We start from the raw sequence: 22,375 nt of genomic DNA, 5'->3' as shown, positions 1-22,375 counted from the left end.
AGATATGATAAATCTAAAAGATCTACTTAGCAGCAAAGACCTTACGGCTTTCGGCGGGGAGGAGATTAAAATCATCTCCACCGCCTGGATTGAAAGAGTACTGGTGGATATTAAAGAACGCAAAATCGAAGTGTATTTGAAATCAGAACAAAAATTTTCCGAAAATGAATTAAAAAAACTCAGAAACTGCCTGCTTAAAAATCTCGGCGGCTGTTCGAAGCTAAATTTATACCTGCATAGCTCCGACGTTAAAAAAGACATAAAAGAAGAATTGAAAAGAAGCTGGTCAGGTCTATTAAAACACGTTTTTACCCATGCACCGTCAGCAAGGCTCTGGATGTTGAACAGTTCATGGGAAGTGGAAAAAGAAAGCCTGTATATATACGTGGAAAAAAACGGAATCGAATTTCTGCAAAAGAAAAAAATCTCATCATTAGCAGAGCGTTACCTGAGAGGTTTAGGTTTAAATCTGAAGGTGATTTTCAGGGAAAAAATAGAAGAAGAGCCCTATGACATTCCATATGACTTTTATGAAGAAGACAGAAAAATAGTTGAATCGGTTTTGAGCCAAAATAACAAAGACTGCTCAAATGATTCCGCCAATAACAGGAACAGGTCCGAAAATAATTCCGAAGTTGTTATAGGAAAGACCGTTTCCGGAACACCAATTCCCCTTCACGAGGCCGTGCAGGAAGACGCGGAAGTTATCGTCGAGGGTGAGATATTCAATATCGAAAAGCGCGAGACGAAAAATAAGAACCTCCTTGTCACCTTCGGTTTAACGGATTTTAGAGGTTCCTTGGCGGTAAAAGTGTTTTTACCCGGTGATAAAAAAATGGCGGAAGAGAGCCTGCAGGAAGGTACCTGGCTTAAAATCAGGGGGAAAATAGAGAAGAATAAATTTTCCGGCGAATTTGAACTTTTGGCTCAGGACGTCAATATTGCCAAAAAACCCGAAAGGCTGGACAATTATCCTGAAAAAAGGGTGGAACTGCACTTGCACACCCGTTACAGTTCCATGGATGCCGTATGTTCGCCAAAGGATATTATTAAAACGGTTAAAGCCTGGGGCCACAAAGCCGTCGCCTTCACGGATCACGGAGTGGTTCAGGCCTTTCCGGAAATATATGAAGCTTCAAGAAACAGCGGTGTAAAACCGATATACGGCATCGAAGCATACATCTTCGATGACGAATTTCCGGTAATGGAAAACCCCCCCTCCCTCAGTTTGTCGGATGCGGTTTTTGTCGTGACGGATATAGAGACTACAGGGCTTTCCTTTGACGGCGACGAAATAATAGAAATCGGCGCCGTTAAGATGCAAGGCGGTGAAATTGTCGACCGATTTGCCACTTTTGTAAAACCCCGGAAACCCCTGCCTCTGGAAATTACAAATTTAACGGGGATTACCCGGGAAACGCTTGACTCAGCCCCTTCTATTGAGCGGGCCCTGCCGGAATTCATGAAATTCCTGGGAGACGGCGTTTTTGTAGCCCATAATGCGGAATTCGATTCGGGGTTTATAAGGAGGGAGTGCGAAACACTGAAAATTCCCTTTGAAAACAGAGTGTTGGATACTTTGTCCCTTTCTCAAATAATGTTTACCGATATAAAAAATCACAGGCTGGACACTCTGGCCAAAAAGCTGAACATAAAAATGGGCACCCATCACCGGGCTGTGGACGACGCGAATACGGCGGCGCTAATTTTGAAGGAGCTTTTGGCAAGACTGGATGAACAGGGCATAAAAAATCTTGCATCTATAAATGATATTTTAAAATTAAATAAAAGTGCGGCCCATCTTAACTCTTACCATACTACCATTCTTGTAAAAAACAAAGAAGGGCTGAAAAACCTGTATGAACTGGTTTCTATGGCCCATCTCGAATATTTTTACAGGCATCCCAGAATTCCTAAATCCTTACTGAACTCTCGCAGACAGGGGTTGATTATAGGATCAGGATGCCAGGCGGGTGAACTATATCAAGCCTTACTCCACTGCCACAGCCGGGAGAAAATCGAGCGGATAGTGAGGTTTTACGACTTTTTGGAAATACAGCCCATCGGCAACAACGCTTTTTTAATAGAAAAAGGAACGGTGAAATCCCGCAAGAGGCTTGAAGAATTAAACATCAATATTTACGCTCTTGGAAAAAAGTTTAACAAACCCGTTGTAATGACCGGCGACGTGCACTTTATAAACAAATGGGATGAAATATACAGAAAAATACTGCTGGCAGCCCAGGGTTATCAGGACGCCGATAAGGAATCCGGCCTATATTTAAGGACCACCGACGAAATGATGAAAGAGTGCGAATACCTTGGGCCGGAAGCTGCCCATGAAGTGGTCGTCGTAAACACAAACAAAATAGCCGATGAAATTGATGACGATATAAAACCGGTGCCCGACGAATTATATCCTCCCAAGATCGAAGGAGCCGAAAGTGAAATTGTAAATATGACTTACAAGCGCGCCCGGGAACTTTACGGCGAAGAACTGCCTGAGATAGTTCAAAAAAGGATAGAGCGCGAATTGAATTCCATTGTAAATCACGGATATTCGGTAATATATTTAATTGCGCATAAGCTGGTCAAAAAGTCCATTGATGACGGCTATCTTGTGGGCTCCAGAGGGTCTGTCGGTTCGTCACTGGTGGCCACCATGTGCGGCATTACCGAAGTTAACCCCCTGCCTCCTCACTACCTGTGCCCAAAGTGCAGAAAATCCATTTTTGTGGAAAAAGCGGAGGGGCTGGTGGGGCCGGACCTGCCTGATAAAAACTGCCCTGAATGCAATTCACCAATGAAAAAAGAAGGGTTCAACATCCCGTTCGAAGTTTTTATGGGCTTTGAGGGAGACAAGGTGCCCGATATTGATCTTAACTTTTCGGGCGAATATCAATCGAGGGCGCACAAGTTTACCGAAGAACTGTTCGGCAGGGAATATGTATTTAGAGCCGGAACAATTTCTACCATCGCCGAAAAGACCGCCTTTGGTTTTGTGAAGTCTTACCTTGAAGAAAAAAATATAAACGCTTCCAGTTATGAAATTAAACGGCTGGTTTCCGGTATTACGGGCGTCAAAAGGACTACGGGCCAGCACCCGGGAGGTTTGATGGTTGTCCCGAGGGATATGCAGATTTTTGAGTTTACACCGATTCAGTACCCGGCCGATGATAAAGAATCAGGGGTAATAACCACTCATTTTGATTACCACTCCATCAGCAGCAGGCTGTTGAAACTGGATCTTCTCGGCCATGACGACCCTACGGTAATAAAAATGCTGGAGGAGGAAACCGGTGTCGATGCAAAAAAAATACCGCTTGACGACAGGGATACCATGGCAATTTTTTCGTCGCTGGAATCCCTTAAACTTAAGCCTGAAGATATAGGGACATCGGTGGGAACTCTCGGGGTTCCGGAATTTGGAACAAGATTTGTAAGGCAGATGCTGGAAGATACCAGGCCTACCACTTTCTCCGAACTGGTGCGAATAAGCGGCCTGTCGCACGGGACCGATGTATGGCTTAATAACGCCCAGGATTTAATTAAAAGCAAAACGGCCACATTAAAAGACGTAATCGCCACCAGGGACGACATCATGATTTATCTCTTGAACAAAGGAGTGGAACCGAAGATAGCTTTTTCAGTCATGGAAGATGTGAGAAAAGGCAAGGGATTGAAACCCGAGTTTGAAGAAAAACTGAGAATGCATAACGTAGACGAGTGGTTTATAAGCTCATGTAAGAAAATAAAATATCTGTTCCCAAAAGCTCATGCCGTGGCCTACGTGATAATGGCCTTCAGAATAGCTTACTTTAAAGTCCATTACCCCGAAGCCTTTTATGCCACATACTTTACCGTAAGGGCGGATGATTTTGACGCGGAGTTGATTTTACAGGGGCCCAAAAAAATCAGGGAAGTCATGGCGGATTTTGAAAAAAAGGAGAGGGAGTTGAGCGTAAAGGAAAAAAATCTTTTTACGATTTTGGAGGTTGCCAATGAAATGTTCATGAGGGGTATCAGATTTGTCCCCATCGACCTGTATAAATCCGGCGTAAAAAGATTTAAAATCACAAAAGACGGTATTTTACCTCCCATTACCGCACTGCAGGGATTGGGCTTGGCCGCCGCGCAAAATATCGATCGTGAACGAAAAAAGGGAAAATTCACTTCAATCGAAGACCTCCGTCAGAGAACCAGGGTGACAAAAAACGTCATTCAAATGTTAAAGCGAAACGGAGTTCTTAAAAATCTTCAAGAGACAAATCAGATAAGCCTTTTTTAATGTTGCATTGGGAATTTTACTGTGTTATAATGTATAAGAGGTAATAGTGGAACATCGCGCAGAGTGGGTAAATTCCCACTCTTTAATATTAATATTGCAATTGTAGTGCGCAAAAGAAATTTGTCGAGGTGGTTATGTTTGTTAAAAAATAATGTGATGGAAAAGTTGCGAAAAATAGGGCAGGAAACGGTAGACAAAAAGAATTTTGAGCTTGTGGATATGGAGTTTGTAAAGGAAGCGGGCCACTGGTACTTGCGCTATTATATAGATAAACCCGGGGGTATAACCATTGACGACTGTCAGGAGATAAGCGAGGAAATAAGCAGGCGGCTGGATATCATAGATCCGATTCCCTGCAGCTATATTCTTGAAGTGTCTTCACCGGGCGTGGAAAGGCCCCTAAAAAATGAAAAAGATTTTATAAAGTTTGTGGGCTCCTTCGTAGAAATCAAAACCTTTCAACCGGTGGAAGGCAAAAAGGTATTTAACGGCACATTAAAAGATTATTCAAACGGCATCGTAACTCTGGATGACGGGAAGGAATATAAAATTCCCAGGGATAAAATATCATCGGCCAAATTGAAATTCAAATGGAACGGGGAGTGAAAAATGAATATTGAATTTATTGAAGCCATAGAGCAGATAGAAAAAGAAAAAGGTATTTCAAAAGAAATACTGCTCGAGGCCCTGGAAGCTTCTTTAATTTCCGCTTATAAAAAGAATTACGGGTCTGCCCAAAACGTGTCGGTAAATATCGATAGAGATACCGGAGAGGTAAAGGTTTTTTCCAAAAAGATCGTCACTAACGAAGTCAAAGATTCGCTGCTTGAAATAGACATAAACGATGCCCTGGCTATCAACCCCACGGCGAAAATAGGTGACGTCATCTCCATAGAGGTAACTCCTAAAAAATTTGGAAGAATAGCCGCACAGACGGCCAAACAGGTTGTAATGCAAAGGATAAGGGAAGCCGAAAGAAATATCATTTTCGAAGAATTTTCCGGCAGAGAAACCGATATCGTAACAGGTGTAATCCAGAGGTTTGACAAGAAAAACGTGATTATAGACCTCGGCAGAGTAGAAGTCATCCTTCCTCCGAATGAACAGATTCCAACTGAAACGTATACGCCGGGCAACAGGATAAAGGTATACATCCTTGAGGTGAAAAAGACCACAAAAGGCCCTCAGATAACGGTTTCCAGATCTCACCCTGGATTGGTAAAAAGGCTTTTTGAGCTTGAGGTGCCCGAAATCTACGAAGGCATAGTGGAAATTAAAGGTATCGCCCGGGAAGCAGGCTCAAGAACAAAAATATCCGTTTACTCAAAAGATGAAAATGTGGACCCGGTGGGTGCCTGTGTGGGGCCCAAAGGTGCCAGGGTTCAGTCCATTGTGGAGGAGTTGAAAGGCGAAAAAATAGACATAATTAAATGGGATAAAAACATATCGGCATATATTTCCAACGCCTTAAGCCCGGCCAGAGTTTTAAGTGTGGAGGTTGAAGAGAATACTAAAATCGCGCGGGTGCTGGTGGCAGAAAACCAGCTTTCTCTGGCGATAGGCAAGGAAGGCCAGAACGCCAGGCTAGCGGCGAAACTTACCGGATGGAAAATCGACATCAAAAGTTCGGATTCTCAAAACACATCAAAAGAAAGTGTAAGAGGGGATGGAAATGAGTCCTAAAAAGATACCCCATCGCATGTGCCTCGGTTGCAGGGAAATGAAGCCGAAGAAGGAATTGACGAGAATAGTCAGGACCCCTGACGGCCGTATAGAAATAGACCCCACGGGGAAAAAATCCGGGCGGGGAGCTTATTTTTGCAAGGACCCAAAATGCCTGGAGTTGGCTTTAAAGGAGGAGCGCCTCTCAAAGGCTCTGGACTTTAATGTCACCAGAGAAATCATAGCCCGTCTGAAGGAGGATTTGACTAAAACATGAGGGCCGACGGTGTTCTTTCCCTTCTGGGTATTGCACAAAAAGCAAGAAAGATAATCTCAGGTCAGGAGGCCGTGGAAAGGGCCGTTGGCTCAAGAAAAGTTTTTCTGGTAATAATTTCGGAAGACGCTTCTGAAAACACCAGAAAAAAATTTTTTGATTTGTGCGATCGCCACAAAGTCCAGGTAATTTTATGGGGTAAATCCGGCCATCTTGGCAAAGCCATAGGGAAAGAAGACCGTAAGGTAGTTGGAGTTGCCGATAAGGGTTTAGCCAAGGAAGTTTTGAAGCGCATTAATTTTTTAACGGGGGTGGGGGATATTGACAAAGCTTCGCGTGTATGAACTGGCCAAACAACTAGGTGTTTCAAGCAAAAAGCTTATCTGGATTTTAGAAGACCTGGATGTGAACGTAAAAAATCACATGAGCACTCTGGAAGATGATACGGCGCAATTGATAATAGATTTAATCAACGAAGAAGTCAGCAAAAACGCACCGAAACCCGACAAGACAGGTGAAGCGGTGGCGGTAAAAGCTGAAAAGGCAGAGAAAAAGGTGGAAGAACCGATCGAATCCAAAATGAAGACCATAACCCTTCCTGATAAAATAAGCGTTAAAGAGCTCGGCAGCCGGTTAAACATAGAACCCGTTAAGATTATAAAAAGGCTTATGGATTTTGGTTTAATGGTGAATATAAACGCCGAGATAGACTTTGAATCTGCCAAAAATTTAGCTAAGGAGTTTGGATTTGATGCGGAGCGCGAAAATGAGGGCGTCGACAACATCCTGTCCGAAGAACAAGACGACCCCAAAGATTTAAAGCCAAGACCGCCCGTGGTTACTGTAATGGGGCATGTGGATCACGGCAAGACTTCGCTTCTTGACGCCATAAGGAAAACAAATGTGACCGCTCAGGAAGCCGGTGGAATCACACAGCACATAGGCGCATCTCAGGTGGAGATAAACGGCAAGAGCATTATTTTCCTGGATACTCCCGGCCATGAAGCCTTCACGGCCATGAGGGCCAGGGGGGCGAAAGTTACCGATATCGCGGTACTGGTGGTGGCCGCCGACGACGGCGTCATGCCCCAGACAGTGGAAGCCATAAATCACGCCAAAGCCGCCGGAGTTCCCATAATAGTGGCAATTAACAAGATAGATAAACCTACTGCAAATCCAGAAAGGGTTAAGCAGCAACTGGCCGAATATAGCCTGATTCCCGAAGAGTGGGGTGGCGACACGGTTTTTGTAAACGTTTCGGCCAAAACCAGGGAAGGCATCGACCACCTTCTGGAGATGATTTTGCTGGTGGCTGAGATGTCTGAGCTTAAGGCAAATTATAATGCAAAAGCAAGGGGTGTTATCATAGAGTCGAAATTGGACAAAGGGCGGGGCCCCGTCGCCACCGTTCTGATCCAGAGGGGGACTCTAAAAGTCGGCGACCCTGTACTGGCAGGTACAGCATACGGTAAGGTCAGAGCTTTATTTGATTCGCGGGGCAAAAAAATAAAGTCCGCTGGCCCTTCCATACCGGTGGAGGTCGTGGGGCTTTCCGAAGTTCCCAATGCCGGCGATATATTGAGGGTAGTCTCGAGTGAAAAAGAAGCCAAGGAAGCTGCAGAAAACCGCAAACAGCTTCACAGAGAAACAGAATTGACCACCCCTCAAAAGATTTCTTTGAACCAGCTGTTTGAAAAGATGCAAAAAGGGGAAGTAAAGGAACTGAATATTATTGTGAAAGCCGATGTCCAGGGGTCCATAGAAGCTTTGAAACAGGCCCTTGAGAAGTGTTCCACAGATAAGGTCCAGGTAAAAATTATTCACTGCGGAGTGGGGGCCATAACCGAAAGTGATATAATGCTGGCTTCCGCGTCTAATGCCATCATCATCGGCTTCAATGTGAGGCCCGACTCCAATGCAAAAAAACTTGCGGAAAGGGAACATATCGACATCAGGACTTACAGGATAATATACGATGTGGTGGATGATATTCAGGCTGCCATGAAGGGAATGCTGGAACCTCAGTACGAAGAGGTGGTTCTGGGGCGTGCGGAAGTCAGGGCGCTGTTCAAAGTTCCGACGGTGGGCGTCGTGGCGGGTTGTTTCGTCACTGAAGGCAAAATCACAAGAAACGCCCAGATACGCGTTTTGCGGAATGGAGTTGTGGTGCATGAGGGCAGGATAGCTTCGTTGAAAAGGTTTAAAGATGATGTCAGAGAAGTTGTAAGCGGTTTTGAGTGCGGTATAGGCCTGGAAAAATTCAACGATATAAAGGAACGGGATGTGCTGGAAGCTTTCATAATAAAGCCTGTGGAAAGATGAGGGCTTTAAGGAGGCTTATAAAGTGGACTTTTCGCGCAGTGAAAGGGTGGCAGAGGAGATAAAAAGAGCTGTCAGCCAAATAATAAATAAAGACTTAAAAGACCCAAGGATAAGCGGTTTAATCTCTGTAACGAAAGTGGAAGTAACTCGAGACCTCAGGCATGCCAAAATATTTCTTAGCATGTACGGCGATGAGATAACCAAAAACAGGGTTATGGAGGGCATAAAAAATGCCGAGGGCTTTATTCGGAAGGAATTGGCTAACAGAGTTCAGCTAAAGTTTCTTCCTGAAATCTCGTTTAAGATCGATAACTCCATCGAATACGGAATTTACATTTCAAAACTGCTTAAAGAAATAGCCGGTCCAAACGACGAAAGGGATGGAGACGGCTGAAATGGATATGGATTTGGAGCTGGATATTTTAAGTCGTATTATTAGAGACAATCGAACTTTTATCATTACCTCCCATATAATGCCTGATGGCGATAGTGTCGGTTCTTTACTTGCTCTGGCCCTGGCTTTAAAAAAAGAGGGGAAAATTGTATTTGCGGTTATCAACGATGCCATCCCTGAAAAATACAAGTTTTTACCTGGGAGCGATGATATTATTAGAGCGCATGTAAATAAATGCGATGTGGTTATATCCCTTGACTGCGGTGACACACAGAGGCTGGGTTTTGGAAGAGCATTAAAAGATTTGGGGAATATTGTAGTAAATATTGACCACCACAAGAGCAATTCCTTTTTCGGGGATATCAATCTGGTGGACAGCAAGGCTTCATCTGCCGGTGAAATAGTTTACCGTCTTATAAAAAGAATAACTCGGATAGATTACGAAATAGCATTATGTCTGTATACATCAATTGTCACCGATACCGGCTCTGCGCGTTACTCCAATACGACCCCTTTTTCACTGAAAATCCTGGCCGAGCTAGTGGAAATGGGTGTTCGGCCGGATTTTGTTAGCCGCCGCGTTTTCGAGACAAAAAGCCTGAGCTCCATATTTTTGTTGAAATCCGCCCTGGATACCCTTGAAATTTCCGGGGACGGAAAAGTCGCAAGCATGTATATAACAAAAAGCATGATGGAAACTTCCGGCGCCAGGGAAGAAGACACTGACGGGATCATAAACTACGCCAGGGAAATAGAAGGAGTGGAAGTGGCCGTCCTGTTCAGGGAAACAGGAGACTTTATAAAAGTGGGTTTGAGATCAAACGAATGGCTTGATGTAAGTAAAATTGCGGAGGATTTTGGCGGCGGCGGTCATGCAAGGGCATCGGGGTGCATTTTAAAAACGTCTCTTTGGGAAGCCAGGGATGCCGTGTTGAAATCCATTATCATGCATCTGTCGGGGGAATCCGGTTGAAGGGAATAATGAATGTATTAAAACCTCCAGGAATGACTTCTCACGATGTGGTAAATCGCCTCAGAAAACTGATCGGAATTAAGAAGATCGGCCATGGCGGCACTTTGGATCCCGCCGCTGCCGGAGTGCTGCCCGTTTTTATAGGCAAGGCCACCAAAGCCATACAGTTTTTTGAGGATTACGATAAAGAGTACGTGGCCGAAATGATCCTGGGAGTCGTCACCGATACAGGGGACTCAACGGGAAATGTCGTAGCGACCAGCGAGATACGTGTAGATATTCCAAAAATAAAGCAAGCTTTAAAAAAGTTTACAGGAGTCATCGAACAAATTCCTCCGATGTACTCAGCTGTACATTACAGAGGAGTTAAACTCTATGAGCTGGCCAGAAAAGGTATCACCGTGGAACGAAAGCCCAGAACCGTTGAAATAAAATCCCTGGAGCTGCTTGATTTTCGTGGGGATAGAGCAATTTTTAAAGTTACCTGCACCAAAGGGACCTACATAAGAACCCTTTGTGAGGATATAGGTCGGGAGCTGGGTTGCGGGGCGTGCCTTTCCTGCCTGGTTAGAACCGGTTCGGGACCTTTTGGTATAAACAATTCACTGACGCTTGAAGAAATTGAACAGTATGTGCTGAACAATGAATTAGATAAAATAATTAAACCCATCGATAGCTGTCTTGAGGGTATACCCGGCATAGAAATTTCGTTTATTGACGAAAGACTTTTCTCGAAAGGAAAGGTTTATAGCGTCGATCAGAATCAAGCAAAAATTAAAGCCGGCGACCTGGTCAGGGTTTACGGTAACGGCCGTTTTTTGGGGATTGGCGAGGTTTTACAAAAAAATCAGCGAACGATTGTGCGCGTTGTCAAATCTTTTATTTAGGATTGAGGGAAAAGATGAACATTTACAGAGAATTATCCTCTTTAAATATTTCCACACCTACCGCCTGCGGCCTGGGAAATTTTGACGGCGTCCATCTGGGCCATCAGAAACTGATAAAAGAACTGGTCAAACAATCAAAAATAAGAAATCTTCAATCCACCATTCTCACGTTTGAACCTCATCCATCAAAGATTTTGCGTTCCGATAAAGCAGACCCCCTGCTCTTGAACCTGAAACAGAAAGAAAAGATAATAGAGAGTTTTGGGATAGACAATTTGGTTTTGGTTCCTTTTACTCGAGAATTCTCAAAAATGAATTATAAAGATTTTATTTATGACATATTGATAGAAAAATGCAGGGCGAGAGTGGTATTGGTGGGATTTGATTACAGGTTTGGATATAAGGGCGAAGGTACCGCCCATGTATTGGAAGATATTTGCCGCGCAGAAGGCATCGATACGGTTGTAATACCTCCTGTTACCTATGAAGGGAGAATAGTCAGCAGCACTCTTATAAGGTCCCTGATCAGCAACGGTGATGTAAAAAAGGCCGGTGCTTTTTTGGGAAGGCCTTTCGGCATCCAGGGGACGGTGGTATATGGAGACGCCGTCGGGAGGAAGCTGGGTTTTCCCACAGCCAACATCTCCTTCTCACCGGATATAGTGTTACCCGCCTCAGGTGTATACGCCGTGTTGGTTGAATGGCAGGAAAAGACTTTTAAAGGCGTGGCCAATATCGGAACCAAACCCACTTTCGGCAAAAATCATGTGACTCTGGAAGTGCATTTGTTTAATTTCAACCAAAAAATTTACGGAGAAACTATTGAGGTATTTTTTATAGACCGCATTCGAAGAGAGGTAAAGTTCGACAGCGTTTCAGATTTGATTTGCCAGGTTAAAAGCGATTTTGTTAAGGCGAAAAATATTCTGGACAACCTCTCATCTTAAAATTTACTTTTTTTTGCAGCTATGATAAAATCAAATATGTAAAATGAACCCTTGCTCGGTTAATCGAAGCTCCGGCGATATACTGGGCAACTGGGGATTTGAAAGGTAAGGAGGTGATCACCATGGCTCTGTCAAAGGAAGCCAAAAAAGAAATTATCGAAAAATACAAGACCCATGAGAACGATACCGGGTCTCCCGAAGTGCAAATTGCCATTCTTACAGAAAGAATCAACCAACTGACGGAACACCTGAAGCTCCATAAGAAAGACCATCATTCTCGCAGGGGGTTGTTGCAGATGGTGGGCAAGAGGCGCGCATTGCTGAACTATTTAAGGGATAAGGATATCGAGCGCTATAGAAGCCTTGTGGACAAATTGGATTTGAGAAAATAAAGAGCGGGGTCTCCCCGCTCAAATTTATATAAAAGAAGGAAATAATATTTTTGATGTAGAATAAAAAATTATTATATTTTCAAACCAAATTTTTAAAAGGGAGGAACGCGTTCTTGGAACAATTTAAAACAGAAATAGCAGGCCGGACCCTGATTATAGAAACGGGAAAGCTAGCCCAACAGGCCAACGGTTCAGTTCTAATAAGATACGGTGACACGGTGGTGCTGGTGACGGCCACAGCCACAAAAAAGCCCAGAGAAGGAGTGGATTTTTTACCGCTGACGGTGGATTATGAAGAGAGGTTATACGCCGTAGGAAAGATACCGGGAGGATTTATAAAAAGAGAAGGAAAGCCCAGCGAGAAAGCCATTCTCTCGGCAAGGGTTATAGACAGACCCTTGAGACCGCTTTTTCCAAAAGGTTTCAGAAACGATGTGCAGGTCATAGCTACAATACTATCGGTGGACCAGGATAACACCCCGGATATTGTGGCCATAAACGGTGCTTCGGCGGCTCTTTGTATTTCGGATATACCTTTTGACGGGCCCGTTGGAGCTGTTTCCGTAGGTCTTGTCGATGGGAAATTCGTGATAAACCCCACCGTTGCCGAATCGGAGAGAAGCCGCCTGAGGCTGGTGGTGGCTGGAACGAAAGACGCGGTTCTAATGGTGGAAGCGGGCGCCAATGAAGTGACCGAAGAGGAAATGTTAAATGCAATAATGTTCGGGCATGAAGAAATAAAAAAGATAGTGGAATTCCAGGAAGATATTATAGCAAAAATTGGCAAACCCAAAATGGAAGTCCCCATCAGCGAGGTTGATGAGGAACTGGAAAAGGCCGTTCGAGAGTTTGCGACACCGGAGATACTGAAAGCCATAAGGATATACGATAAACAGGAGCGCGAGGCGTTTATAGAAAAGATCAACGAGGATACTCTTGTTCATTTCCAGGATATTTTCCCTGAAAAAGAAAAGGAAATAGCCGACGTCCTGTACAATATTTTAAAAGAAGAAGTTCGCAAAATGATCACCTATGAGGGAATAAGGCCCGACGGCAGAACCAGTACGCAGATACGCCCCATTTCCTGCGAAGTCGGAATTTTGCCGAGGACTCACGGCTCTGGATTGTTTACCAGGGGACAAACCCAGGTCCTGACGGTAGCCACCCTTGGTGCACTGGGAGATGTTCAAATCCTTGACGATCTGGGTATTGAGGAGTCGAAGAGGTACATGCACCACTACAATTTTCCGCCTTACAGCACCGGCGAAACCAGGGTCCTGCGGGGGCCCGGCAGGAGGGAAATAGGTCATGGCGCCCTGGCCGAAAGAGCTTTAGAACCCATGATTCCTTCGGAAGAAGAATTTCCCTATACCATCAGGCTCGTTTCCGAAGTCCTGAGCTCCAACGGTTCCACTTCCATGGCCAGCGTTTGCGGTTCCACACTGGCCTTGATGGATGCGGGAGTACCAATTAAAGCCCCCGTGGCTGGAGTGGCCATGGGGCTGATAAAGCATGACGATAAAATAACAATTTTAACCGACATCCAGGGAATGGAAGATTTTTTGGGAGATATGGATTTTAAGGTGGCGGGTACCGCAAAAGGCATTACCGCCATCCAGATGGATATCAAAATAAAGGGAATAGATGAGGATATACTGAGAAGGGCCCTCGCCCAGGCGAGAGAAGGGCGCCTGTTCATTCTTGATAAGATGCTGTCGGTAATATCGGAACCCCGTAAACAACTGTCTCCTTATGCCCCGAGGATTTTCACCATCACCATTGATCCCGACAAGATAAGAGATGTCATCGGCCCCGGAGGAAAGACCATAAATAAAATCATTGCCGATACCGGCGTAAAAATTGATATAGAAGATGATGGACGGATATATATTGCGGCACCCGATGAACAAGCAGGCAAAAAGGCCGTGGACATTGTCCAGAAACTCACGCAGGATGTGGAAGTGGGCAAGATATATCTGGGCAAAGTCTTACGAATAACCAATTTTGGCGCATTCGTAGAAATCCTGCCGGGAAAGGAAGGGCTTATTCATATTTCAAAGCTTTCGAAGGATCGGGTAAAGCGCGTGGAAGATGTGGTTAAAATAGGCGATGAAATCCTTGTCAAGGTTACGGATATCGATAAACAGGGGCGGATAAACCTATCCCATAAAGATGTTCTTTACGAAGGTGTACAGCATAAGAGCCGGGCGGAAGCATAAACCGAATCACATCGGTTTATGTTTTTTTTATGATCTTTTCGATGACCTCACCTCAAAGCCCGAACAGAGCTTAAAATTATGTCATAAATTTATATTTTTAAAATAATATTTATTAGAGCTTAGATTGGAAGGCGGTTGTTATGGGCTTTTATACCTTTAAATTATCTAAGAAATTCCTCGGGGTCGGTTTGTTTGTATTTTTTGTAATTATCTGGACTTTATTTAAGGTTTACACACCGAGCAGCGTAGAAACCTTCAACAGGGCAAATCCCATATACCAGGGGCCGAACGATAAAAAGATTGTGGCTTTTACGTGCAATGTGGCATGGGGCAACGAATACATTCCACAGATGCTGAAAATCTTTGAAGAAAAAAATGTAAAGATAACCTTTTTTATAGAAGGCCGCTGGGCGGAGAAATACCCGGAGATTTTAAGATTAATTCATTCAAAAGGCCATGAAATTGGAAACCACGGCTACAGCCACGCTCACCATGCAAAATTATCACTTGAACAGAATCTCCGGGAAATAAAAAAAGCGGAAGAAATAATCCAAAAAATTACCGGAGAAAAGACCTCGATTTTTGCACCACCTTACGGTGAATTTTCAGATAACACCATAAAAGCCGCCGAATCGTTAAACTACAGTGTCATCATGTGGACTATCGATACAATCGACTGGAAGAAACCCGGGGTAAACTACATAGTAAACAAAATTCTGAAACATGCCGGCAACGGGAAAATAGTTTTGATGCACCCCACCGAAGACACCGTAAAAGCTCTGCCGACAGTAATTGAAAATTTGCGGCGCGAAGGGTATAAAGTAGCAACAGTCGGAGAACTGTTATTCGGAGAGCAATTTTGAAGTTGAAATCGACCGTCATTTCATGTATACTTGTAATAAATAATAAAATAATGATAGAAAGGTTATACAAATGCATGATCTAACTTCCTGGGTAGATATCGATCTGGACGCGATCTCAAAAAACATCAAAGCTGTAAAGGATTACATTGGGAATGTCAAACTGCTGGCGGTGGTTAAAGCCGATGCCTACGGCCACGGCCTTGTACCTGTAGCCAGATGTGCCGTGGAAAACGGCGTGGATTATTTGGGGGTTTCGACCCTGGAAGAGGGAATTGCATTAAGAGAAAACGGCATAAAAATTCCCGTGCTTATCTTTAATGTAATCTTGCCCGAACAGGCAGAAACGGTGTTACAGTATGATCTAACCGCCACCGTCTGTTCTTTTGATGTGGTACAAGCCCTCAACGAAGCCTCGGTCAAATTGAACAGAAAAGCCTGCATTCACCTGAAAGTGGATACGGGGTTTGGAAGGTTTGGAATTTTACCGGAACATGCGGTGGAATTTTTTAAAATAATAGACACCAGCTTTAAAAATATATATATAGAAGGAGTGTACACCCATTTTTCGTCGGCTTTTTCCGAAACCATAACCAGGAAACAGTTTAATATATTTAAATCCGTTTTAAAGCGCTTGGAAAAAGAAGGTTATAATATCCCTTTGAAGCACGCATGCAACAGTACTGCCGCTTTAAAATATCCGGATATGCATCTGGATATGGTAAGGATAGGGAATCTAATGTACGGGCTGTGTCCGTCGCATCCTCTGGATATACAAAAGCCGGCCAGGGTTTTTTCAAAAGTTGTTTTTATTAAAAAGTTACCCGCCGGTCATAATGTGGGATATTGTAACAGGTTTAAAACTAAAAGGCCCACTGTGGTGGCCGTAATTCCTTTTGGATATTACGATGGCCTGGAGCTCCAGGTCTCCCAGCCTTGCGGCCTGTGGGAGAGCCTGAAAGGATTCATAAAACAAATATTAATCGGTACAGGCATTACAAGCCTTGACAGAAAGGTCAGGATAAACGGGCAATACTGTAACATTATAGGGAAGATAGGCATGCAGAGCTGCATGGCCGATGTCACGGGCCTAAAAGATATTGTCGTCGGGGATATAGTCGAAATTACTGCAAGAAAAGTTAATTTACGCTATAACCTGCCGCGGGTCTACCATACGGCCGGACGGACTTTTACTGACCTGAGGCAGGAATTTGCCGAAATATATGAAGAACATGAAGGCGGTAAAAGGAGAGAAATATCAATTGGATAAAATAATAATCGGTGTTAAAAGAGTAAAGGGGGCAGAAGATCTGCCTTTGCCAGAATATATGACTCCACAGGCTGCAGGAATGGACCTTGCCGCCAACCTTTTTGAAGAAACGCATATTGAACCCGGGGAGTATAAAATTATTCCCACTGGCATAATAATCGAACTTCCTCCGGGTTACGAAGCTCAAATTCGCCCCAGAAGCGGTTTGGCCGCCAATTACGGCGTTACTTTGTTAAACGCCCCCGGGACTATCGATGCGGACTACCGGGGAGAAATAAAGGTAATATTAATAAACCATGGAAAGCAAAAATTCACTGTTAAGAGGGGTGATCGCATAGCGCAACTGGTGATATCCAGGGTAATCAGAGCGGAGTTTAATGAAAAGGAAGAGTTAAATGAAACTTTAAGAGGTGAAGGCGGATTCGGCCACACTGGAATGTAAGCTTGCATTTTATTGCCTTTCCCCTCATAAAATATAGGGGAGGTAATTAAGATGAGACTTGGTGAATTGAGCGGAAAAGAAATAGTAAACCTTTTTGATGGTGCGCGGCTTGGAATTATAGGCAGTACCGATCTGGTGGTGGATGAAAACACGGGCAAAATCATTTACATGCTAATTCCAAATAAAAAACCTGCATTCTTTTTATTGAGCGAACGGAGCTATACCGAAGTCCCCTGGGAAGCCGTAAAAAAAATCGGGCCGGATATAGTTATCATCGATATGGAAAACCAGAATTCGAAAAAGGCGTGGAAGCTGTAAAGCAACTTTTTGGAGGTGTTTTTTTATTGTCAAAAAACGGGCAAAAACTTCTCATTATACCATTGGGCGGTATAGGTGAAATTGGCAAAAATATGACCGTGGTGCAGTACGATAAAGATATTCTTGTGATAGATGCGGGCCTTATGTTTCCTGAAGAAGAAATGCTGGGGATAGATATTGTTATTCCGGATATCACTTACCTTGTGGAAAACAAAGAAAATATAAGAGGCATTATAATAACCCATGGACATGAAGACCATATAGGCGCACTGCCGTATGTGCTTCAGCAGATAAATGCGCCCCTGTACGGGACAAGGCTTACCATGGGCCTTGTTGACGGTAAATTAAAAGAAACAAAGTTTAAGAGAAATATAGCCATGAATGTGGTCAAGCCACCCGCTACGGTCAGGATAGGGAATTTCACGGTGGACTTTATAAGGGTGAATCACAGTATTCCCGACGCCGTTGGTCTTGCCATTCACACGCCCGTTGGTGTGATTTGCCATACCGGCGATTTCAAGCTTGATCAAACTCCCGTGGACGGTCGAACCGCTGACCTGCACAAATTTGCCGAATTGGGGTCCAGGGGTGTGCTGGTACTCATGTCCGACAGCACCAATGCCGAGCGCGAGGGTTATACCATGTCAGAGAAAGTTGTCGGAAACACCATAGAAGATATCTTCCGGACAGCCCCTGGCAGGATTATTGTCGCGACATTCGCATCAAATATACACAGGATACAGCAAATATTTGACTCGGCACACAAGTTCAACAGAAAAGTGTCTGTAGTGGGTCGAAGCATGGTCAACGTGGTGAATATCGCCCTTGATCTGGGATACCTCTACATTCCCAAAGACCTCCTGATGGAGCTGGATGAACTGGCCAGGCTCCCCAAGGAGAGAGTTGTCATCATAACAACGGGCAGTCAGGGAGAGCCCATGTCCGCTCTGACGCGCATGGCCATGTCCGAACACAAAAAAGTAGAAATAGTGCCGGGTGATACGGTGATGATATCGGCAACTCCCATACCTGGAAACGAAAAATTTGTGGCAAGGACCATAGACCACCTTTTTAAGCAGGGAGCCAATGTCATTTATGAGGCCATTTCGGGAGTTCACGTATCGGGGCATGCCAGCCAGGAAGAACTTAAACTGATGTTGAACCTTGTGAGACCCAAATTTTTTGTTCCCGTTCACGGAGAATACAGGCATCTGATCCACCATGCTCAACTGGCCAAACAGGTCGGCATCCCGGATGAAAATATATTTATAGCTGAAAATGGCAGGATTCTGGAGTTTACCCAGGATACTGCAAAGATGACCGGAAGGGTTACAGCCGGCAAGGTGCTGGTTGACGGCCTGGGTGTCGGAGATGTGGGCAACATAGTGCTGAGAGACAGAAAGCAGCTTTCACAAGATGGGATTTTAATAGTGGTTGTAACCATAGACAGGGAAACCGCCGAAGTCGTTGCGGGTCCCGACATTATTTCCCGGGGATTTGTATATGTAAGGGAATCGGAGGAACTCATGGAACAGGCTCGAGAAAAAGTTAAACAAGCCCTAAAAAAGTGTCAGGAAGAAGAAATAAGCGAGTGGTCCACCATAAAATCCCAGGTAAGGGATTCCCTCGGGAAATTTCTTTTTGAACAAACCCGTCGAAGGCCCATGATTTTGCCAATAATTATGGAAGTATGACAGCAATTTTGTCATACTTTTTTTGTATATTTACACCAAATAGTCGAAAAATATAAAAGAAAAACTTTTCTGGAAGGATGATCTACACGAATGCCGGCATATGATGGGATATTTAATTCTACCGTTTTACCCGAAACCCAGGGCGAGAAGAACGCTCCTCAGGCGTCGGTTAACACAATCCAGCAGTTGGGCCAATTGGAGGTGCCCAAACCTGAAAGCAATTTCCACTGCATCACCATTGTGGGCCAGATAGAAGGCCATATAGTGTTACCGCCTCAAAATAAAACCACCAAATATGAACACATAATTCCCCAGTTGGTGGCCATAGAGCAGAATCCAAGAATAGAAGGCCTCCTTATCATTTTAAACACCGTGGGCGGCGACGTCGAGGCCGGCCTTGCCATAGCTGAAATGATAGTCAGCATGACCAAACCCAGTGTTTCGCTGGTTTTAGGTGGCGGCCACAGTATCGGCGTCCCCATCGCCGTTGCCAGCAACTATTCCTTTATAGCCGAAACGGCGACCATGACAATTCACCCCATCAGGCTAACGGGGCTTGTCATCGGAGTCCCTCAAACCTATGAATACCTTGATAAAATGCAGGACAGAGTGATACGATTTGTGGTGGAGCACTCGAATATCGATGAGGCCACGTTTAGAGAATTGATGTTCAGCACCGGCAAGCTTGCACGGGATATCGGGACCGTGCTGGTGGGTTCCGATGCTGTCAACTACGGGCTTATAGATGAGGTGGGTGGAATCGGACATGCTGTTAAAAAACTGCAGGAACTCATCCAGCAAAAAAATTTAGCAGGATAGGGTGATTTATATGCTGCTTTATACGACCATGCCTGTGGAGCTGGTTTTGGAAGGAATGGATAAGAAGTACGAATTCAGGGAGATAGAAATAGATAATGTAAAACTCTTGATAGAACCCATCGACATAAATATGGGCAGGATAGTCAGGGTTTTCAGCACAAATCCCCAGGATTATTTGAATCCCAACTTTTTTCCCGGTAGGATAATCCATTTTAAGATATAGACTCAAACTCGGGCCGTAAGGCCTGTTTTTCATTTAAAAAAGGATTTTTAAAAAAAATGGAGAATTAAACATTGAGGTGTATTATATGGGTAAAACTCTGCATACTGTAAAAAAAGATATGCGATGGGAGATTTACGGCCTCCTATTGATTTGCATGGGCATAATAGGAATCTTTTCCATATATACTAACGCCGCCGGGGCTTTGGGGATTTTTTTAAATAAAAACCTTCGTGGCTTTTCGGGTCTGGCTGCTGTAGCCGTCCCAATTTTTATGATATTATGGGGTATATACTGCATGTCATACAGGAAAAATCCCTCTCTGACCCCCAGATTGTTTGGGATCATAACCATAATCCTTGTTTTTATTTGCTTGATTCATATAAAAATCCACACAAACATAATGGGAAACGGTTTTATTGAAAGATTAAGACAGAGTGCGGACCTCGGCCTGAAAGGCCAGGGAGGCGGAATTCTGGGCGAAATAATGGTAACCGTATTGTTCAACCTTTTTGGCGTTACAGGCTCCTATATATTCATGTTTACCCTGGTGACCATCGGGATAATCCTCTCAACCGGTATTTCCATAATTGATTTAATTCAAAAGGCTAAAAATGGGCGGCGGGGAAAAAACATCAGCATACTGCCCGGAGAAAAAGACGAAAAAAACAAAGTGGTAAATCTTGAAAAGCCAACCATTACAATCTCCAAGCCAGAAGTCGCACCCGCTAAAGAACAGGAAAAAACCGAAAATAAAGGCGCCGCGGAAGAACCACTGGTCTTAAACAGAAACGACGGTGTTGATACAAATTACAAATTGCCGCCCCTTTCATTGCTGCGGAGAAATACCGCAAAACAAAGCTCTTTCAGCGAAAAGGAGCTTTTAAACAATGCTCAAATCCTTGAAAAGACCCTGGAAAGTTTCGGGGTTCAGGCAAAAGTTGTACAGGTAAGTTGCGGTCCGGCCATCACCAGATTTGAAATCCAGCCTTCACCGGGGATAAAAGTAAGCAGAATTGTAAGTCTGGCCGACGACATAGCTTTGAGTCTGGCGGCTCCCGATGTGCGAATAGAGGCGCCCATTCCCGGTAAAGCCGCCATAGGCATAGAGGTTCCAAATAAGGTTATTTCCAGTGTGTTTTTAAGAGATGTCATTGACTCGCCCGAGTTTCAAACATCCTCTTCCAAACTTACCATCGCTCTGGGTAAAGACATAAGTGGAAATCCCGTTGTGGCCGATCTTTCGGAAATGCCCCACCTGCTTATAGCGGGAGCCACAGGATCGGGCAAAAGTGTATGCATAAATACGATTATTTCCAGCATCCTGTGCAAAGCGTTTCCCCATGAAGTAAAATTAATGTTGATTGACCCTAAAGTGGTTGAACTTACCGTATACAACGGCATCCCGCATCTTCTGACGCCGGTGGTTACCGAGCCGAAAAAAGCCGCCGCAGCGTTGAACTGGATGGTTTCAGAAATGGAGAATCGCTACCAGACCTTTGCAAAGGAAGGTGTTCGGGATATAAATCGTTACAATGAAATAAAGACAGACAGCCCTCTATCAAAAATTCTTATCATAATCGATGAGCTGGCCGATTTAATGATGGTTTCCCCCAGAGAGGTGGAAGACAGCATATGCAGACTTGCCCAAATGGCCAGAGCAGCTGGAATTCACCTGGTAGTGGCTACTCAGAGACCATCTGTGGATATCATAACAGGGCTTATAAAGGCCAATATCCCGTCTCGAATTTCCTTCGCCGTTTCTTCGCAGGTGGATTCCAGGACCATACTGGATATATCCGGAGCGGAGAAACTATTGGGGAAAGGGGATATGCTGTTCTTTCCCGTGGGAGCCGCAAAACCTGTTCGAGTCCAAGGAGCATATATTTCGGAAGAAGAAGTGGAAAAACTGGTGGATTACGTCAAAAAGCAGAAAGAACCCTGCTATGAAAAGACTCTTTCGGATTTTAAGGAAATAGAAGCGGATAAAAAAGAAGAAGCCACCGATGAATTGTTTAAAGAAGCCCTGTCGCTGGTTATAGAAAGCGGGCAGGCTTCCATTTCAATGCTCCAGCGGAGACTGCGAATCGGATATGCCAGAGCCGCAAGATTGATAGATCAAATGGAAGAGAGAGGTTTTATCGGTGGTTTTGAAGGCACAAAGCCCAGGGAAATACTGATTACCCGAGAGCAATTTGAAAAATATTTTAACAGTTGACGTCATATTTGGTCGAAATTATAAAAGAAAGTTTAGCGAATCTTATCTAAAATATGTTAAATATGCTATTACCAGGGAAATATAATAATAAAGAAGATAAGTCCTGCGGTAAAAAGTCAAGTACCTAAAAATAACAAAATGGAAAATATTTAGCTCACTTTTTGTAAAAAAGACAA

Annotated in this window: 20 protein-coding genes; all 20 read left to right on the top strand. The window is 44.1% G+C overall.

From position 1 onward, the window contains the following. Positions 1–4: 4 nt before the first annotated feature. The 20 genes from ACKX14_RS06210 to ACKX14_RS06115 all read left to right on the top strand — a co-directional run bounded on the left by ACKX14_RS06210 (position 5) and on the right by ACKX14_RS06115 (position 22,199). Positions 5–4,288 (top strand): PolC-type DNA polymerase III, encoded by a 4,284-nt coding sequence (locus ACKX14_RS06210; RefSeq protein WP_422445739.1) that lies wholly within the window; start codon positions 5–7, stop codon positions 4,286–4,288. 156 nt (positions 4,289–4,444) lie between these two features. Then, a complete protein-coding gene (locus ACKX14_RS06205; protein ID WP_422445939.1) occupies positions 4,445–4,894 on the top strand; it encodes a ribosome maturation factor RimP in 450 nt (149 codons plus the stop codon). Between the two features lie 3 nt (positions 4,895–4,897). Continuing rightward, positions 4,898–5,971: a transcription termination factor NusA gene (nusA, locus tag ACKX14_RS06200; protein ID WP_422445737.1), complete on the top strand. Its 1,074-nt coding sequence runs from the start codon at positions 4,898–4,900 to the stop codon at positions 5,969–5,971. Beyond that, positions 5,961–6,227 (top strand): RNase P modulator RnpM, encoded by a 267-nt coding sequence (rnpM, locus tag ACKX14_RS06195; RefSeq protein WP_422445735.1) that lies wholly within the window; start codon positions 5,961–5,963, stop codon positions 6,225–6,227. Before nusA ends, rnpM begins: the two co-directional genes overlap by 11 nt. After that, positions 6,224–6,568, top strand: coding sequence for a L7Ae/L30e/S12e/Gadd45 family ribosomal protein (locus ACKX14_RS06190; protein ID WP_422445733.1), 345 nt, complete (start codon positions 6,224–6,226; stop codon positions 6,566–6,568). The genes rnpM and ACKX14_RS06190 overlap by 4 nt, the downstream gene beginning before the upstream one ends. Further along, complete coding sequence (infB, locus tag ACKX14_RS06185; RefSeq protein WP_422445731.1) at positions 6,546–8,546, top strand: translation initiation factor IF-2; 2,001 nt, start codon at positions 6,546–6,548, stop codon at positions 8,544–8,546. Before ACKX14_RS06190 ends, infB begins: the two co-directional genes overlap by 23 nt. A 22-nt stretch (positions 8,547–8,568) precedes the next feature. After that, positions 8,569–8,940, top strand: a complete 372-nt coding sequence (gene rbfA, locus ACKX14_RS06180; RefSeq protein WP_422445729.1) for a 30S ribosome-binding factor RbfA — start codon at positions 8,569–8,571, stop codon at positions 8,938–8,940. 1 nt (position 8,941) lies between these two features. Then, the gene (locus ACKX14_RS06175; RefSeq protein ID WP_422445727.1) at positions 8,942–9,913 is read left to right on the top strand and encodes a DHH family phosphoesterase; all 972 of its coding nucleotides are present in this window, start codon (positions 8,942–8,944) and stop codon (positions 9,911–9,913) included. Then, positions 9,910–10,800, top strand: coding sequence for a tRNA pseudouridine(55) synthase TruB (truB, locus tag ACKX14_RS06170; RefSeq protein ID WP_422445725.1), 891 nt, complete (start codon positions 9,910–9,912; stop codon positions 10,798–10,800). Before ACKX14_RS06175 ends, truB begins: the two co-directional genes overlap by 4 nt. A 14-nt stretch (positions 10,801–10,814) precedes the next feature. Next, on the top strand, positions 10,815–11,747 hold the full coding sequence (locus ACKX14_RS06165) for a bifunctional riboflavin kinase/FAD synthetase (RefSeq protein WP_422445724.1): 933 nt from the start codon (positions 10,815–10,817) through the stop codon (positions 11,745–11,747). A gap of 122 nt (positions 11,748–11,869) precedes the next feature. Continuing rightward, positions 11,870–12,139, top strand: a complete 270-nt coding sequence (rpsO, locus tag ACKX14_RS06160; RefSeq protein WP_422445722.1) for a 30S ribosomal protein S15 — start codon at positions 11,870–11,872, stop codon at positions 12,137–12,139. Positions 12,140–12,252: 113 nt separating this feature from the next. Then, a complete protein-coding gene (locus tag ACKX14_RS06155) occupies positions 12,253–14,358 on the top strand; it encodes a polyribonucleotide nucleotidyltransferase (protein ID WP_422445720.1) in 2,106 nt (701 codons plus the stop codon). 140 nt (positions 14,359–14,498) lie between these two features. Beyond that, a complete protein-coding gene (locus tag ACKX14_RS06150) occupies positions 14,499–15,221 on the top strand; it encodes a polysaccharide deacetylase family protein (protein WP_422445718.1) in 723 nt (240 codons plus the stop codon). Between the two features lie 70 nt (positions 15,222–15,291). Further along, entirely contained in the window at positions 15,292–16,488 is a 1,197-nt protein-coding gene (gene alr / locus ACKX14_RS06145) for an alanine racemase (protein ID WP_422445716.1), read from the top strand. Further along, a complete protein-coding gene (gene dut, locus ACKX14_RS06140; RefSeq protein WP_422445714.1) occupies positions 16,481–16,930 on the top strand; it encodes a dUTP diphosphatase in 450 nt (149 codons plus the stop codon). The genes alr and dut overlap by 8 nt, the downstream gene beginning before the upstream one ends. Before the next feature lie 51 nt (positions 16,931–16,981). Continuing rightward, positions 16,982–17,248 carry a YlmC/YmxH family sporulation protein gene (locus ACKX14_RS06135; protein ID WP_422445712.1) on the top strand — a complete coding sequence of 89 codons (267 nt, stop codon included), beginning with the start codon at positions 16,982–16,984 and terminating at the stop codon, positions 17,246–17,248. 26 nt (positions 17,249–17,274) lie between these two features. Continuing rightward, on the top strand, positions 17,275–18,942 hold the full coding sequence (locus tag ACKX14_RS06130; RefSeq protein WP_422445710.1) for a ribonuclease J: 1,668 nt from the start codon (positions 17,275–17,277) through the stop codon (positions 18,940–18,942). A gap of 90 nt (positions 18,943–19,032) precedes the next feature. Beyond that, on the top strand, positions 19,033–19,761 hold the full coding sequence (locus ACKX14_RS06125; RefSeq protein WP_422445708.1) for a ClpP family protease: 729 nt from the start codon (positions 19,033–19,035) through the stop codon (positions 19,759–19,761). Positions 19,762–19,771: 10 nt separating this feature from the next. Beyond that, the gene (locus ACKX14_RS06120; RefSeq protein ID WP_422445706.1) at positions 19,772–19,984 is read left to right on the top strand and encodes a YlzJ-like family protein; all 213 of its coding nucleotides are present in this window, start codon (positions 19,772–19,774) and stop codon (positions 19,982–19,984) included. A gap of 85 nt (positions 19,985–20,069) precedes the next feature. Next, the gene (locus ACKX14_RS06115; protein WP_422445704.1) at positions 20,070–22,199 is read left to right on the top strand and encodes an FtsK/SpoIIIE family DNA translocase; all 2,130 of its coding nucleotides are present in this window, start codon (positions 20,070–20,072) and stop codon (positions 22,197–22,199) included. Positions 22,200–22,375: the final 176 nt, after the last annotated feature.

It is taken from the genome of Thermorhabdus hydrogeniformans, assembly GCF_049310025.1.
Lineage (GTDB): Bacteria > Bacillota > Thermosediminibacteria > Thermosediminibacterales > Tepidanaerobacteraceae > JBJYKD01.
This window is presented reverse-complemented; position numbering and strand designations above follow the sequence as displayed.

Coding starts and splice junctions, on each gene's coding strand:
- alr (WP_422445716.1), top strand. CDS start 15,292: ATGCATGATCTAACTTCCTGGGTAGATATCGATCTGGACGCGATCTCA.
- rpsO (WP_422445722.1), top strand. CDS start 11,870: ATGGCTCTGTCAAAGGAAGCCAAAAAAGAAATTATCGAAAAATACAAG.
- ACKX14_RS06120 (WP_422445706.1), top strand. CDS start 19,772: ATGCTGCTTTATACGACCATGCCTGTGGAGCTGGTTTTGGAAGGAATG.
- ACKX14_RS06115 (WP_422445704.1), top strand. CDS start 20,070: ATGGGTAAAACTCTGCATACTGTAAAAAAAGATATGCGATGGGAGATT.
- ACKX14_RS06150 (WP_422445718.1), top strand. CDS start 14,499: ATGGGCTTTTATACCTTTAAATTATCTAAGAAATTCCTCGGGGTCGGT.
- ACKX14_RS06135 (WP_422445712.1), top strand. CDS start 16,982: ATGAGACTTGGTGAATTGAGCGGAAAAGAAATAGTAAACCTTTTTGAT.
- ACKX14_RS06210 (WP_422445739.1), top strand. CDS start 5: ATGATAAATCTAAAAGATCTACTTAGCAGCAAAGACCTTACGGCTTTC.
- ACKX14_RS06125 (WP_422445708.1), top strand. CDS start 19,033: ATGCCGGCATATGATGGGATATTTAATTCTACCGTTTTACCCGAAACC.
- ACKX14_RS06175 (WP_422445727.1), top strand. CDS start 8,942: ATGGATATGGATTTGGAGCTGGATATTTTAAGTCGTATTATTAGAGAC.
- ACKX14_RS06205 (WP_422445939.1), top strand. CDS start 4,445: ATGGAAAAGTTGCGAAAAATAGGGCAGGAAACGGTAGACAAAAAGAAT.
- nusA (WP_422445737.1), top strand. CDS start 4,898: ATGAATATTGAATTTATTGAAGCCATAGAGCAGATAGAAAAAGAAAAA.
- rnpM (WP_422445735.1), top strand. CDS start 5,961: ATGAGTCCTAAAAAGATACCCCATCGCATGTGCCTCGGTTGCAGGGAA.
- ACKX14_RS06190 (WP_422445733.1), top strand. CDS start 6,224: ATGAGGGCCGACGGTGTTCTTTCCCTTCTGGGTATTGCACAAAAAGCA.
- ACKX14_RS06165 (WP_422445724.1), top strand. CDS start 10,815: ATGAACATTTACAGAGAATTATCCTCTTTAAATATTTCCACACCTACC.